This is a genomic window from Burkholderia sp. BCC0398 (genome assembly GCF_902833245.1).
In the GTDB taxonomy this organism is placed as follows: Bacteria; Pseudomonadota; Gammaproteobacteria; order Burkholderiales; family Burkholderiaceae; genus Burkholderia; species Burkholderia sola.
Genome location: NZ_CADFEM010000037.1, coordinates 1 through 14,130 on the forward strand (window position 1 = coordinate 1; position 14,130 = coordinate 14,130).

The following is a 14,130-nucleotide window of genomic DNA, read 5'->3' on the forward strand; positions in this document are numbered from 1 at the left end:
CGACGTCCTGTTCGCCATGCTGCGCGACGGCACCATTTACCAACCCAAGTCAGCCCCTAACGCTTGACGAAACACATAGGGGCACCCCCCGCCGCGCGCCCCTGTCCCAACCTCCTGCGCTCGGGTACGCTTGAGCATCCACCGGATCGACACCTGCACCCAAACGCGGAGGCATGATGAAGCTCTACTACTGGCCGAAGACCCGGGCATTCCGGGCGCTGTGGATGCTCGAGGAAATCGGCGTGGTGTACGAACTCGTGCCGATCGACCTGCGCTCGCACGAACAGGGCAGCGATGCGTTCGTGCAGGTCAACCCGATGGCCAAGCTGCCCGCGCTCGACGACGGCAGCGCGCCGTTCGCCGAATCGGGCGCCGTGCTGCTCTATCTCGCCGACCGCTGCTCGGCTGCCGGGCTCGGTGTCGCGCCCGACGATCCGCTGCGCGGCCGGTTCCTCCAGTGGATGTTCTTCACGCCGACCTGCCTCGAACCGGCGATGGCCGAGAAATTCACCGGCGCGTCGGGCAACCCCGTCGCGTTCGGCTGGGGCAACATCGCGCGCGTGCAGCGCGCCCTCGCGCAAGCACTCGCCCATAGCCGCTGGCTCGTCGGCGAACGCTTCACCGCCGCCGACCTGCTGCTCGCGAGCACGCTGAAGATCGCGTTCGACGCGCATCTGCTGCCGCACGAAGGCGTGCTCGGCGACTACGTCGCGCGCGCCGAGGATCGCGACGCGTTCCGCCGCGCGGTCGCGATCGAACAGCGCGAAGCGGCGCGCCTGCTGCACGCGTGACGCGCAGCGGGGCCGCACCCGCCGCCCTCGATCACGCCTGCCCGACGGGCCCCGGCGCCGACGTGTCCGCGTCGATCACCACGCCCGGCGAACCGCGTTCGTCGGTGTCGTCGTCGATCGGCACGACTTCATGAAAATGCGTGTAATCGATGTGCGTGATGCCGTCCTCGTCGTGCATCAGGTCGACATAGCGGTGGCGCCAGCGGATCTCGCCATGCGCCCACGCATGACGCGCCTGCATGACCTGCGCGGTGGTCTCGTCCGAACCCTCGATCGTGATCAGCAATTGCGCGTCGCGCGCGGCGAGCGATTCGGGCGTCTCGCCGAACAGCGCGCTCGACTCGTCGATCACGTGCATCAGGTTCCAGCCGAGCAGGAAGATCGGATGCTCGTTGCGCACGAGCGGCAGGTCGTGAATCTTGCGCAGCGCGTAGCCCTCGTGCGTGCCTTCGACGCGCATCAGCCGCAGTTTCGCCTGCGCCTCGGCAATCACGTTCTGGCGGGCATTCGCGGCGCGCACCATCAGCGTCATCCGGCCGTTCAGCGGCCGCACGATCGCGTTGCGCGCGAACAGGATCTTCGCCTGCGGCCGCGAAAACCGCGCGAACACGAGCCCCGTGGCCAGCGCGATGCTCGACATCCCGACGAAGATCTCGAACGTCGCGACGAGGTGCGCATAGACCGTCTGCGGATGCATGTCGCCGTAGCCGACGGTCGCGAGCGTCTCGACGCTGAAGAAGAATGCGCCGCCGAAGCCGGGCGGCGCCTGGTTCGCGATCGGCTCATGGCCGAGCAGATAGAGCATCGCGAAGCCGCTGTTGAGCAGCAGGAACAGCACCGCGAGCGACAGGAAGAACACGGGCCAGCTCACCGTCAGCGCGCGGTGATAGAAGTCGCGCCAGCCGAGCGGCGGCATCCCGTACGCGATCACCGGGCGGGTGCCCGACCAGATCTTGCGGCCACGGCCGCGGGAGGCTGGGGAAGACGAATCGACGTTCATCGCGCGGCGCCGGTTGCAGGAAGGCGATGAGCGTAGCACGCGCGGCGGTGGCCGGGAATGCAGGCCGCTTCGGAACCGGAAGCCGCCGCGCAGCCGCAAAAAAAGCCGGCCGCACGAGCGGCCGGCTAAATCGTCATGCGGGGTCGCGCGTGGCGCGCGCCGCGATCACTTCCGGTCGACGATCACCTGGTCGAACGTGCCGCCGTCGGCGAAATGGGTCTTCTGCGCGTTCGCCCAGCTGCCGAAGACCTGCTCGACGCTGAACGTCTTCAGCGCCTTGAACTCGGCCGCATGCTTCTTCAGCACGGCCGCGTCGCGCGGGCGCAGATGGTGCTGCGCGATGATCTCCTGCGCTTCCGGCGTGTACAGGTAGTCGAGATACGCCTGCGCGACCTTGCGCGTGCCTTTCTTGTCGACCACCTTGTCGACGACCGCGACGGGCGGCTCCGCGAGGATGCTCGCCGACGGATACACGGCGTCGAACTGCGCGCCCGATGCGCCCGTGTCCATCAGCGCGACTTCGTTCTCGAACGTGACGAGCACGTCGCCGATGCCGCGCTGCGTGAACGTCGTCGTCGCGCCGCGGCCGCCCGAATCGAGCACCGGCACGTTGCGGAAGATCGCCTTCTCGAAGTCGAGCGCCTGCGGGTCGGTCGCGCCCTTCTGCTTCTGGAAGCCCCACGCGGCGAGATACGCATAGCGGCCGTTGCCCGACGTCTTCGGGTTCGCGATGATCACCTGCACGCCCGGCTTCGCGAGATCGCTCCAGTCCTTGATCGCCTTCGGGTTGCCCTTGCGCACGAGGAACACCATCGTCGTCGAGTACGGCGAGCTGTTGTCCGGGAAACGCGCGCGCCAGTCCTTCGGCAGCAGCTGGCCGCGCTCTGCGAGCAGGTCGATGTCGTTCGGCTGGTTCATCGTCACGACGTCGGCCTGCAGCCCCTGCAATACCGACAGCGCCTGCGCGCTCGACGCGCCGTGCGACTGCTTGATCGTGACCGTCTCGCCGGTCTTCTGCTTGTAGGCCGCGGCAAAGCTCGCGTTGATGTCCTTGTACAGCTCGCGCGTCACGTCGTACGACACGTTCAGGATCGACGTGTCCGCGTGCGCGGCCGTCGCCGCCACGACCAGCGCCGCCGCCGCGCCCGTGTGCAGCCAGCGACCGATCCCCTTGATGCTTGCCATCGTGATATGCCCCGTTTCCAGTGGTGGTGAATGTGCGTGACCGCCCGCGTACGCGCTGTCATCGAAACGTAAGCGGGCATTCTAGCGGCCGGCCGCGGCGCGCCTTCCAATCAGTCGTGGAAAGCAAATCTCGAAACATGCTAAACGACGGCCGGGGCTCGCGCGCGCCGCCGCCCCGGTGTTAAGATCGCCGCTCAGCCCACTCACGGTTCATCCATGTCCGCTTTCCTGCGCTCGCCCTCGATCCTCGCCGCCGTCGCGGCAGGTGCGCGCGCGGCCGGGCTGAAACTGAAAAAACGACTCCTCGACTGACGGGGACGTCGCGTCCCGTCAGGCGAATGCCGGACGGGATGCCCGCAGGTCGTTTCTTTCTCCTTGCTCGCACGCCTCGCTCCGGCACTCCGCCGGCGGAACGGTTCCTTCCCACTCCGTTTCCACCATGAGGCTTTGCATGAACACACGTTTCGAAGGTATCTGGCTGCCGATCATCACGCCGTTCCACCACGGCGAAGTCGACCATGCCGCGCTCGCGCGACTCGCGCGCCACTATGCGGCCGCAGGCATCGCGGGCTTCGTCGCGGGTGCGACGACCGGTGAAGGCGTGCTGCTCGACGCGCGCGAACAGGACGCGGTGTTCGCGACGCTGCGCGACGCGGCGCCCGGGCTGCCGATCGTCGTCGGGCTGACCGCGAGCGCGACGCATTTCGCGGCCGCCCGCGCGCGCGAACTCGCGGCGTTGCGGCCCGACGGGCTGCTCGTCACGCCACCCGTCTACGTGCGGCCGACGCAGGACGGCATCCGCCGCCATGTCGAAGCGATCGTCGACGCGGCCGACCTGCCGGTGCTCGTCTACAACATCCCGTACCGCACCGGCGTGAACGTCGAACTGGACACGCTGCAGGCGCTCGCCCGCGATCCGCGCGTCGCGGGCATCAAGGAATGCGGCGGCACGCTCGACCGGATGAGCCGGCTGGTACACGACACGCCGCTCGCGATCCTGTCCGGCGACGACAACCAGAACTTCGCGGCGATGTGCGCGGGCGCGCACGGCGCGATCGCGAGCAGCGCGCACGTGCTGCCCGAATGGCATGTGCGGATTCACGCGTGGCTGCGCGACGGGCGGCTCGCCGACGCGCGGCGCCTGTCGGTCGCGCTGCAGCCGCTCGTCGCGGCGCTGTTCGCGGAACCGAACCCGGCGCCGGTGAAGGCCGTGCTCGCCGCGCAAGGATGGTGCGAGGACGGGTTGCGGCTGCCGTTCGTGCCGGCGAGCGACGCGTTGCGGGCGCGGTTGGAGAAGCTCTGTGCGGGGCTCGAGGCGATCGAGCCGGACGCCGCCGCGGCATAGGAATCACGCGGCAAGCGCCTGCTCCGTCGCTCCCCGCACCGCCTGCGTCACGATCCGCGCGAGCCGCTCGACCGTCGGCGTCGCCGCCGACGTGCGTCGCAGCAGGATCAGCGGCAAGCTCGGCAGCGCCGGCAGCCCGCACGACGCGGCATCCAGCACGCGCACCGACGCGGGCAGCCCGTAATGCGAGCGCACCGTCAGCCCGAGGCCGGCCGCCGCGGCCGCCCATAGCCCGGCCAGGCTCGGCGTCGTGAACGCGACGCGCCACGGCACGCCGGTGCGGTCGAGCGCATCGGTCGCCGCGCCGAAGAACCGGCACGGCCGGTCGAACACGACGAGCGGCAACGGCTCGTCCGTCCCCCGCACCGCACGACCGCCCGCTTCGCCGACACCGCCCTCCCCACCCGCATCCCCGCCGCCATCCGGCATCCCGACACCCCCGCCCGCCACCGCGCCGATCCATTGCATCGGCACGTGCGCGATCGCTTCGCCGTCGATCCCCGCCCGCGACACGAGCGCCGCCGACGCCGGATCGCCCCACACGAGCGCCAGATCGAGCTGGTTCGCATCGAGCCGGTCGAGCAGGTCGGCATTGCGCGCCACGCGCGCCTCGATCTTCACCTTCGGATGCGCGCGCGCGAACCGCCCGAGCACGTCCGGCAGGATCGCCTCGCCGAAATCCTCCTGCAGCCCCACCCGTACCCAGCCGTCGAGCTTCACGCCGCGCACGGCCGCGGCCGCCTCGTCGTTCAGCTCGATCATCCGCCGCGCGTAGCGCAGCATCGCGTCGCCGGCGTCGGTCAGCGCGAGCCCGCGCCCGGCTTTCACGAACAGCGGCGTGCCGGCCTGCTCCTCGAGCTTGCGGATCTGCGCACTCACCGCCGACGACGAGCGCGCGACGCGGTCGGCCGCCTTCGCGAAACTGCCGAGATCCACGCCCGCGACGAGGCTGCGCAACGCCGCGACGTCGAAGTTGGGCCGCGCCAGCGCCGCGTCGGCGCCCGCGAGCGGCTCGCCGCCGTCGCGCGCAATGTCGTGTTCGGGCATCTCAATCATCCTGATTTATCGAACGATTCATCAAAAACTTTCCGATTTTCAGGATGAATGTAGGCCGCCAGACTGTGGACGTCAACTTCGAATCGGGCCTCCGTCATGGATACCTCGTGCATCGCTTCCCCCTCTTCGACTGCCCGCGACGTGCGCGGGCCGGCCCATCGCTGGCGCGTGCTGGGCGCCGGCGTCGCCGCGAACCTGAGCTTTTCGGCTGCCGCGGCCGGCATTCCGACCACGGCCGTCTGGATGCGCTCGGCCTACCACCTCGACAACGGCGCACTCGGCCTCGTGCTTGGCGCGCTCGGCTTCGGCGTCGCGCTGTCCGAGCTGCCGTGGGGCATCGCCGCCGACCGCTTCGGCGATCGCCGCGTGCTGCTGACCGGGCTCGTCGCGACGGCCGCGATGCTCGCGCTGATGATGTGCACGATCGCCCCGACCGCGCACGCGGTGCCGCCGCTGATGCGGGTCGTCGCGGCCATGGGCTGCGTCGGGCTGCTCGGCGGCAGCGTGAACGGGTCGAGCGGGCGCGCGGTGATGCGCTGGTTCGGCGAGCGCGAACGCGGGCTCGCGATGAGTATCCGCCAGACGGCCGTGCCGCTCGGCGGCGGCCTCGGTGCGGCGCTGCTGCCGTCGCTCGCGTCGCATGCCGGCTTCGCCGCGGTGTTCGGTGCGCTGATGCTGCTGTGCGCGGGATCGGCGGCGCTCACCTGGCGCTGGCTGCACGAGCCGCCCGCCGCGCCAGCCCCGGCGCACGTCGCCACGTCCCTAGCCACGCCGCTCGCCGTGCCACAGCCGCAGCCCGCCGGCCACGCGCGCAACCCGCTCGCGAGCGGCCCGGTGTGGCGCATCGTGCTCGGCATCGGCCTGCTGTGCGCGCCGCAGTTCGCGGTGCTCACGTTCGCGACGGTGTTCTTGCACGACTTCGGCCGGCTCGGCCTCGCCGGTATCAGCACGGCGATGGTCGCACTGCAGCTCGGCGCGATGGTGATGCGCGTCTGGAGCGGCCGCCATACCGACCGGCACGGCAACCGGCGCGCGTACCTGCGCGGTTCCGTGTTCGTCGCGGCCGGGTCGTTCACGTTGCTCGCGGCCGCGACGGCCGGCAGCCCGCATGTGCCGCTCGCCGCGATCGTCGCGATTCTCGTGTTCGCCGGCGTGTGCGTGTCGGCATGGCACGGCGTCGCGTACACCGAGCTCGCGACGCTCGCGGGTGCGAACCACGCGGGCACCGCGCTCGGGATGGCCAACACGGTCGTCTACCTCGGCCTGTTCGCGACGCCGCTCGCGATTCCGCCGCTGCTCGCCGCGACTTCTTGGAGCGTGGTGTGGCTCGCCGCGGCGTTGATCGCCGCCGCGACCTACCCGCTGTTCGCGCGCTGACGGGCGCGCGCGGCGGCCGACGGCGCGCGGTGCGGTCAGAACTTGTACACGGCCGACAGCATCGCCGAACGGCCGTCGCCGAACTCGACCGCCGATGACCGCGATTCGCTGCCCGACACCTGCCGCACGCGTTCGACGTACGCGCGATCGAACAGATTGTCGACGTTCAGCTGGATGCGCAGCCGGCGGCTCACGTCGTAGCTCGCCATCAGGTTGTGCACCCAGTACGCGCCGAGCTTGCCGTCGCCCTGCGACGTCACGTTGCGCCGGCCGACGAAGTGCGAACCGTAGCCGAGCGTCCAGCCCGCCGGCAACCGATAGGTCGTCCACACGTTGAACGCGTGCCGCGGCGTGTTGCCGAGCGCCTGCCCGTCGCGCCGCGGCGACGACGGCGAGCTGAGCGTCACGCTCGCGAGGTACGTGTAGTTCGCGAACACGTCCCAGCGCGGCGTCACCTTGCCGGCGGCGCCGAGCTCGACGCCGCGCACGCGTTGCCGGCCCACGAGCGCATAGCTGCCGTCGGCCATTCGTTCGCGCGCGTTCTTCTTTTCGGTCTGGAACAGCGCGCCGTTCAGCGCGATGCCCGCGAGCCCCTCCCATTTCGCACCGAGTTCGAAGCTCTCGTTTTTCTCGGGCGCGAGCGCGCCGGTCGCCGCGCTCACGCCGGAGCCGGTGGTCACGAGGAATTCGGCGGACGGGTTGAACGACGTCCCGTACGCGAAATACGCGCGACCGTTGTCGGTCGGCTTGAACACGAGCCCCGCGCGCGTGCTCAGATGCCGATCGGCCGTATCCGCGCGCTCGGTGGGCTTGCCGGCCGCGGTGCCTTCCGACCGGCCGTCGACCCAGTCGTGCCGCAGCCCGACGTCGATGTCCCAGTAGCGGCCCACCGAGATCGTGTCGAACGCGTACAGCGCCTTCACGACCAGCGCTGTGTCGTTGCGCGCGCTGTCCTGGCGCTGCGCCGGGCCGCGCCACACGCCGGGCGGCGCGGCGAGCGCGAAGCCGTCGGCCGGGTAGAAGCGGTTGAGCCCGTACGAATAGGTCGTGCGGCCGTACGTCTCGCGCGAAATCTCGAAGCCCGTGACCAGCGTATGCCCGATGCCGAACGTCGAGAACGCGCTGGTGACGTTCGTCTGGTTCGCCCACATCGCGGTCGACGCATCGCGGCCATAGCCCTGCGGCCCGGCCGGCTTGTAGCGCCCCGGCGGCAGGCCCTGCAGGTTCACGTGCGACGCCGAAATCACCGTGTCGCGATTCAGGTGCGCATAGCGGCTCAGGTTCTGCACCTTCAGGCCGGACGACACGTCGTGTTCGGCCTTCACGGTGAACGTATCCGACGTGATGCGTTCGCGGTCGAGATTGCGCCAGCCGAAATAGCGGTCGCGCGACACGCCGGCCAGCACCTGGCCGTTGTGCGCCGGCAGCCCGTAGTCGGGCAGGTTGTTGTCGTACTGGTGGAAATAGCCGAGCGTGACGCGGGTCGGCGTGCCGAGACCGAACGCGAGCGACGGCGCGATGCCCCAGCGCCGCTTGCGGATGTCGTCGCGGCCGGGCACGTCGTTGACGTGCGCCATCGCATTCAGGCGGAACGCCGCGCGGCCGTCGGTGCCGGGCAGCGGCCGGTTCGCATCGAGCGTCACGCGGCGGTAGTCCGACGTGCCGAGCATCGTGCCGGCCTCGGTGAACGCGCCGGCCTTCGGTGTCTTGCTGACCAGGTTCACCGAGCCGCCCGTCGTGCCCGCGCCGCCGAACACCGAATTCGGCCCCTTGATCACCTCGACCGCCTCGACGTTGAACAGGTCGCTGCGATTGTTCTGCGCGCTGTCGCGCAGCCCGTCGAGCTGCAGGTTCGCGTTCGCGCCGAAACCACGGATATTGAACATATCGCCCGACCCGCCGCCGCCCTCGCCGGCGTTGAACGTGATGCCCGCGACGTTCGACAGCGCCTCGCGCAAGCTCAGCGCCTGCTGTTCGTCGAGCACCGCGCGCGGGACGACGGTGATCGTCTGCGGCACGTCGAGCAGCGGCGTCGCATATTTGGCGGAACCCGACCGGTCGACGCGCGACCCGGCGTCGCGCGCGCCGTGCACGACGATCGGGTCCAGATGCGGCGCGCGGCGCGGCTCGCCTTCCTCCGCGCAGGCCGGCGCGGCCGCACAGGTCATCATCGCGAACGCGACGGATGCGGTCGCGCGGCGCGGCGGCGTCGCGCTCGACTGGATACAACGGCTCATGTTCACTCCATTCCATTGATGAGAATGCTTCTCATTCAATAGAATTGGGCGCGACATGACAATTGGACACGTCCGAACTTCGCGGTCCGAACGAACCGCCGCACGGAACGGCCGCGCCGCCGTGTCAAACCGCCTCGCGCGCCAGCGCACGCCGCGCGGCCGGCCGTTCGGCCTCGCGCTGTGCATGCACGGTCCATGCGGGATGCCGCGTCATGTCGAGCCCGATCGCGACGCCCCAGCGATACAGCACGAGCAGGAACGGATCGACGATCGAATGCGCACCCGGCTCGGCCCACGTGCGGCCGTCGGCCAGCAGAGCTTCGATCGACGCGTTCGCGGCGTCGATCGTGCTGCGTCCGTGCGCGCTGACCGCGCCGTGCAGCGCCGGATCGTCGATGAAGCGACCGGGCCGCCACAGCGCGCCGTAGCCGACGCCGTGCACCCAGCCGACCAGCCAGGCGAGCCATTCGTGGCACCGCGCCTCGCGCAGCGGATCGCCGAGCGGCAGCAATTGCGCGTCCGGATAGCGGCGTGCGAGATACGTGAGGATCGCCGGCGTTTCGGTCAGCACGCGCGGCTCGCCCGGAATCGCGAGCACGGGTACGCGCGCCTTCGGATTGATCGCGAGATAGCGCGCGTCGAGGTTCTGCCGCTCCTTCACCGAGACGATTTCGACGTCGAACGGCGCGCCGGTTTCCTCCAGCGCGATGTGGGCGGCGAGCGAGCAGGCGCCCGGCGAAAGATAGAGACGATAGGCGTTCATGGCGGCTTGGCGTGACGGGCTGTGGAAGACGGAACCGAGTGTAGGAACGCATGCCGATGCGCGACAAACGATGAATTGTCGTGCTCGGACATTAGTGTTACTAATACCCGCATGCGACGCATCCACCTCCCTCCGCTGCAGACGCTGCGCGCGTTCGAAGCCGCCGTGCGGCTGCAGAGCTTCACGCGCGCGGCCGACGAGCTCGCGCTCACGCAAGGCGCGGTCAGCCAGCACATCCGCGCGCTCGAGGCGCAGCTCGGCTATCCGCTATTCACGCGCGAACGCAACGGCGCGACGCCGACGCATGCCGCGCACGCGCTCGCATTGCAGGTTCGCCAGGGCCTGAGCGTGCTCGAACGCGCGTTCGAGCCGACGCTGGCGGTGCGCCGCCCGCGCACCTGCGACGTGACGCTGAACGTGAGCGTGCTGCCGAGCGTCGCCGAGCGCTGGCTCGCGCCGCGCCTGCCGCGCTTCTCGGCGGCACACCCGCACATCGCGATCGTGCTGCATCCGAACGTCGCGCTCGCGCCGCTGCGCAAGCGCGACCGCATCGACGTCGCGCTGCGCTACGGGCCCGGCACGTGGCCCGGCGTCGTCGCCGAGAAGCTGATGAACGAGACGATCTTTCCGGTCGCGAGCCCCGCGTACCGCAATCGCGACGGCGTCGCCCCGCGCACGCCGGCCGACCTCGTGCGCGCGACGCTGCTGCGCCATCCCGCGCAGCCGTGGGAACCGTGGTTCCAGGCCGCGCGGCTCGACCTCACCGAATCTGCGCGCGCACCGCGCTTCACCGATGCGAACGCGCTGATCGACGCCGCGCTGCAAGGCCGCGGCGTCGCCCTCGCGCGCCGCTCGCTGATCGAGCCCGAACTCGCGAACGGCGCGCTCGTGCGCGTGTCGACGGTGCGCATCGCCGACGTGTACGCGCACTACGTCGTGTGGCGCCCCGACCATCCTCAGGAAGCGGCGATCCGCACGTGGCTCGACTGGCTGCGCGGCGAAGTGCGGCGCAGGACGCCGCGGCGCTGACGCCGACGCTCACGCGCGCATCGGCATCGCCACCTTGTCGAGCGTGATCGGCAGGTCGCGCACCCGCACGCCGGTCGCGTGATAGACCGCATTGGCGATCGCGGCCGGCACGCCGGTGATGCCGATCTCGCCGATGCCGCGAATGCCGAGCGGATTGAAATGCGTGTCGTTTTCGTCGACGAAACTCACGTCGAGCTCGCCGATGTCCGCGTTCACGGGCACGTGATATTCGGCGAGATTCGCGTTCGTGAAGCGGCCGTGCCGCACGTCGAGATGCGAACCCTCCTCGAGCGCGGTGCCGAGCCCCCACACCATCCCGCCGATCAGCTGGCTGCGTGCCGTTTTCGCGTTGAGCAGGCGGCCGACGCTGTACACGCCGACGATGCGCGGTACGCGAATCGTGCCGAGTTCGGCGTCGACGTGCACTTCGGCAAACACCGCGCCGAACGAATGGGATGCATAACGCGACTTCTCGTCGCCCGGCTTCGTCGTCGCCTGCGCGTCGATCGGCCGGCCGCCCGCACGCGCGATCACCGCCGCGGCCGGATCGCGCCGCGACGGCTCGCCGCGATGCACGACCCAGCCGTTGTCGACCGTCACGTCATCGGCCGCGGCGCCGTGCAGCGGCGAACCCGGATCGGCGATCGCCAGCGCGATCAGCTTCGCGCGCGCCTGCAGCGCGGCCTCGCGCACGGCGGGCGCCACGCTCGCCGCCGACTGCGAGCCGCCCGATACCGGCGCGCGCGGCAGGCTCGAGTCGCCGAGCGCGAAGCGCACGTTCTGCGGCGCGAAACCGAGCGCGTCGGCCGCGACTTGCGTCATCACCGTATAGGTGCCGGTGCCGATGTCCTGCGTGCCCGACGCGACCTCGGCCGTGCCGTCCGGCAGGATGCGCGCCCGCGCCGACGCTTCGCTGCGGTTCGCCGGATACGTGGCGGCCGCCATCCCGAGGCCGATCAGCGTGTCGCCGTCGCGCAGCGTGCGCGGCGCGCCGGTGCGGCGCGACCAGCCGAAGCGCCGCGCGCCGACCTCGTAGCATTCGCGCAGCTTGTTGCTCGACCACGGCTTGCCGTCCTGCGGGTCGACCGCCGCGTAATTCGCGAGCCGCAGCGCGACAGGGTCCATGCCGAGTTGCCACGCGAGCTCGTCCATCGCCGATTCGAGCGCGAACGAGCCCGACGCCTCGCCGGGCGCGCGCATGAACGTCGGCGTGCCGACGTTCAGCGGCACAATCCGGTGCGTGGTCGCGTGGTTCGGCACCGCGTACATGATCCGCGACGGCATCCCGCACATTTCCATCCAGTCCTCGAACGTCGACGTGGTGGCGATCGTGTCGTGGCGCATCGCCGTCAACGTGCCGTCCTGGCGAGCGGCCAGCACGATGCGCTGTTCGGTGAACGGCCGCCCGCCGACCGAGCCGAACATCTGCGGCCGCGTCAATGCGAGGCGAACCGGGCGCCCGACCTGCTTCGCGGCCATCGCGCACAACGACACGTGCGACCACGACGAGCCCTTGCAGCCGAAGCCGCCGCCGAGAAACGGCGAAATCACGCGCACGTGTTCCGGTGCGATGCCGAACACGGCGGCCACCGCCGTGCTCGCGCCCGACACGCCCTGCGTCGCATCGTGCAGCGTGAGCGTCGGGCCGTCCCAGCGCGCCATCGTCGCGTGCGGCTCGATCGGGTTGTGGTGCTGCATCGGCGTCGTATAGGTCGCGTCGATGTGCACCGCGCCTTCGCGCAGGCCTGCATCGACGTCCCCGCGCTGCGTATCCATCGCGCGGCCCTGCTGCTTCGGCGGCATGCGCGCGCCGCGCTTCGCGTGCGCGAAATCCGCGACGGCATCGGTCGCGCGATAGCGCACCTGCACGGCATGGGCGGCGTCGGTCGCCTGCTCGAGCGTTTCGGCGACGACGACCGCGACGGGTTCGTTGCTGTAGCGCACCGTGTCGTCCTGCAGCAACGTGAGGCGGCGCCCGGCCGGCGGCGACAGCGGCGGCCGGCCGCCGTTGGGCAGCCGCATCGCGTTCTCGTGCGTGATCACGATCAGCACGCCCGGCATCGCGCGGGCGCGCGCCGCATCGATCGACTCGATCCTGCCGGATGCGATCGTGCTCGTGACGAGCACCGCGTGCGCGAGCCGCGTATCGGAGAATTCGGCCGCGTAGTGCGCGCCGCCCGTCACCTTCAGTACACCGTCGACACGGTCGAGCGGCTGTCCCGTCATCGTGTTCATGCGGCACCTCCCGTCATGGCGGCTGCCGTTTCGACCGCACGGACGATCGCCCGCTGCGCGAGCGCGACCTTGAAGCCATTGCCGTCGAGCGGACGCGCATCGCGCAATGCCAGCGCGGCCGCCTCGCGCAGCGTCGCGTCGGTCGGCGTGCGGCCAACGAGATGCGCTTCCGCTTCCGTTGCACGCAACGGCTTGTGCGCGACGCCGCCGAGCGCGATTCGCGCGTCGGCGACGCGCGGGCCCTCCATCCGCAGGGCGGCCGCGACCGACACCAGCGCGAACGCGTAGCTCGCGCGATCGCGCACCTTCAGATAGTGCGCATGGTCGGCAAAGCGCGGCGGCGGCAAGTCCACCGCGGTGATCAGCTCGCCCGGTTCGAGCGTCGTGTCGAGATCGGGACGATCGCCCGGCAAGCGGTGAAACGAGGCGATCGGAATCTGCCGTGCACCGCGCGGGCCGCTCACCTGCACGACCGCATCGAGCGCGGCGAGCGCGACGCTCATGTCCGACGGGTTCACCGCCACGCACTGCGGGCTCGCACCGAGGATCGCGTGCATCCGGTTGTGGCCGCCGATCGCCGCGCAGCCGCTGCCCGGCTCGCGCTTGTTGCATTGCGCGAACGCGGGGTCGTAGAAATACGGGCAGCGCGTGCGCTGCATCAGGTTGCCGCCGACGGTCGCCATGTTGCGCAATTGCGCGGACGCGCCAGCGAGCAGCGCCTGCGACAGCAGCGGATAGTCGGCGCGCACGCGCGGATGATCGGCCGCATCGCTGTTGCGCACGAGCGCACCGATGCGCACGCCGCCGCCGGGCAGCGCATCGACCGTATCGAGGCCCGCGATCCGCGTGATGTCGATGAGCGTGACGGGCCGCGCGACGCCGCCCTTCATCAGGTCCAGCAGGTTCGTGCCGCCGCCGATGAAGGCCGCGCCGGGCCGCTGCGCCGCGCGCACGGCGCCGGCGACGTCGGTCGCGCGTTCGTAGGAGATTGCTTCCATTGCGGTGCCCTCCCCGCCTAGTGTCCTGTTCCGTTGTTAACCGGTCTATGTTCACGTAGCATGTTGACGTCAACGGAACGGGAGACGTCAGCATGGCGATGGGACGACCGAAGG

11 protein-coding genes are annotated in these 14,130 nt (G+C 70.4%); 4 read left to right on the forward strand and 7 right to left on the reverse strand.

The features are described from left to right. Window positions 1-176 precede the first annotated feature (176 nt). Window positions 177-791 carry a glutathione S-transferase gene (locus HWX76_RS36240; RefSeq protein ID WP_050014345.1) on the forward strand — a complete coding sequence of 205 codons (615 nt, stop codon included), beginning with the start codon at window positions 177-179 and terminating at the stop codon, window positions 789-791. 31 nt (window positions 792-822) lie between these two features. Here the strand turns inward: HWX76_RS36240 and HWX76_RS36245 are convergent, their stop codons facing one another. Continuing rightward, on the reverse strand, window positions 823-1,791 hold the full coding sequence (locus HWX76_RS36245; RefSeq protein WP_050014329.1) for an ion channel: 969 nt from the start codon (window positions 1,789-1,791) through the stop codon (window positions 823-825). A 165-nt stretch (window positions 1,792-1,956) separates the two neighbouring features. Beyond that, on the reverse strand, window positions 1,957-2,976 hold the full coding sequence (locus HWX76_RS36250; RefSeq protein ID WP_050014328.1) for a sulfate ABC transporter substrate-binding protein: 1,020 nt from the start codon (window positions 2,974-2,976) through the stop codon (window positions 1,957-1,959). 451 nt (window positions 2,977-3,427) lie between these two features. Here HWX76_RS36250 and dapA point away from each other — a divergent pair, with 451 nt between their 5' ends. Further along, window positions 3,428-4,321 (forward strand): 4-hydroxy-tetrahydrodipicolinate synthase, encoded by an 894-nt coding sequence (gene dapA / locus HWX76_RS36260; RefSeq protein ID WP_050014327.1) that lies wholly within the window; start codon window positions 3,428-3,430, stop codon window positions 4,319-4,321. A 3-nt stretch (window positions 4,322-4,324) separates the two neighbouring features. On the opposite strand, the gene HWX76_RS36265 is transcribed toward dapA, so the two are convergent. Further along, window positions 4,325-5,368 carry a LysR substrate-binding domain-containing protein gene (locus tag HWX76_RS36265; protein ID WP_050014326.1) on the reverse strand — a complete coding sequence of 348 codons (1,044 nt, stop codon included), beginning with the start codon at window positions 5,366-5,368 and terminating at the stop codon, window positions 4,325-4,327. 105 nt (window positions 5,369-5,473) lie between these two features. Here HWX76_RS36265 and HWX76_RS36270 point away from each other — a divergent pair, with 105 nt between their 5' ends. Next, on the forward strand, window positions 5,474-6,754 hold the full coding sequence (locus HWX76_RS36270; protein WP_124630942.1) for an MFS transporter: 1,281 nt from the start codon (window positions 5,474-5,476) through the stop codon (window positions 6,752-6,754). A gap of 35 nt (window positions 6,755-6,789) precedes the next feature. Here HWX76_RS36270 and HWX76_RS36275 read toward each other — a convergent pair whose 3' ends face one another. Then, window positions 6,790-8,991 carry a TonB-dependent siderophore receptor gene (locus tag HWX76_RS36275; RefSeq protein ID WP_176017099.1) on the reverse strand — a complete coding sequence of 734 codons (2,202 nt, stop codon included), beginning with the start codon at window positions 8,989-8,991 and terminating at the stop codon, window positions 6,790-6,792. 124 nt (window positions 8,992-9,115) lie between these two features. Then, the gene (locus tag HWX76_RS36280; protein WP_124557506.1) at window positions 9,116-9,754 is read right to left on the reverse strand and encodes a glutathione S-transferase; all 639 of its coding nucleotides are present in this window, start codon (window positions 9,752-9,754) and stop codon (window positions 9,116-9,118) included. Window positions 9,755-9,865: 111 nt separating this feature from the next. Between HWX76_RS36280 and HWX76_RS36285 the strand changes: the two genes are divergently transcribed. After that, window positions 9,866-10,783: a LysR substrate-binding domain-containing protein gene (locus HWX76_RS36285; RefSeq protein ID WP_124651926.1), complete on the forward strand. Its 918-nt coding sequence runs from the start codon at window positions 9,866-9,868 to the stop codon at window positions 10,781-10,783. Window positions 10,784-10,792: 9 nt separating this feature from the next. On the opposite strand, the gene HWX76_RS36290 is transcribed toward HWX76_RS36285, so the two are convergent. After that, entirely contained in the window at window positions 10,793-13,018 is a 2,226-nt protein-coding gene (locus HWX76_RS36290; protein ID WP_124651929.1) for a xanthine dehydrogenase family protein molybdopterin-binding subunit, read from the reverse strand. After that, window positions 13,015-14,016, reverse strand: coding sequence for a xanthine dehydrogenase family protein subunit M (locus tag HWX76_RS36295; protein ID WP_176017100.1), 1,002 nt, complete (start codon window positions 14,014-14,016; stop codon window positions 13,015-13,017). Before HWX76_RS36295 ends, HWX76_RS36290 begins: the two co-directional genes overlap by 4 nt. Between the last annotated feature and the right edge of the window lie 114 nt (window positions 14,017-14,130).